1 pseudogene is annotated in these 730 nt (G+C 47.4%); it reads right to left on the reverse strand.

The features are described from left to right. Positions 1–443, reverse strand: a pseudogene (locus GKAS_RS23490) (hypothetical protein); the annotation flags it as partial. Positions 444–730: the final 287 nt, after the last annotated feature.

The following is a 730-nucleotide window of genomic DNA, read 5'->3' on the forward strand; positions in this document are numbered from 1 at the left end:
GCTACATCTGACAGCACTTCATCCCCGACAGCCGGCTCCGTGATTACCGGATCCGTACGCGGCGTAACCTTAACAATCAGTTTCTTCCCTTTATCGGCATCCACTGGTACGTATGTTTTCCCTGTTGCCCCGGCAATATCGCTGAACGTCCCGCTTCCCACAGTATCTTCGACCTGCCATTGATAGGATGTCCCGGTAGCTGTTGTATCTTCCGTATCGGCATCAACATCAGAGAACTTCGGGTCCACGGTAATGGTATCTCCAACATACGGTGCGGTATTATCCAGCACAGGTGCCACAACAGGCTTATGCCCGGTCACAGGTACGGTGTGCTGCTTTGCGGGTGTGGCCGCCATCGCAGGCAACGAAACTGACGCCAGTATCACACCAATGAGTGCAGCCATGGCAGAGAGTTGCCGTTCAGCTCTATTTTTCATATTCATGCTCGGGGTTCCTGCCATTGGAGTTATTTACGTAACGGTCGGATATTATGTAGTTGCAGGCTGATGCAACCCAATGTCAAAGATTAATAAGAAGACTGAAACAACCAATGGGCATCTGAAGTTAATATTAATTGAAGGGATAATAAGAAAGGCAGGGAGAGATTGGAAATCATAGGAAAGCATGATAGTTTTTGACATTATCGTATAAATAACAGAGCGATAATGCAGGCTCCGCGTGTAAATCCTATGCCATGACATGTAGAAAAACGGCATAAAATGCTGCAAAA

The sequence above is a fragment of the Kluyvera ascorbata ATCC 33433 genome (genome assembly GCF_000735365.1).
Classification (GTDB): Bacteria; Pseudomonadota; Gammaproteobacteria; order Enterobacterales; family Enterobacteriaceae; genus Kluyvera; species Kluyvera ascorbata.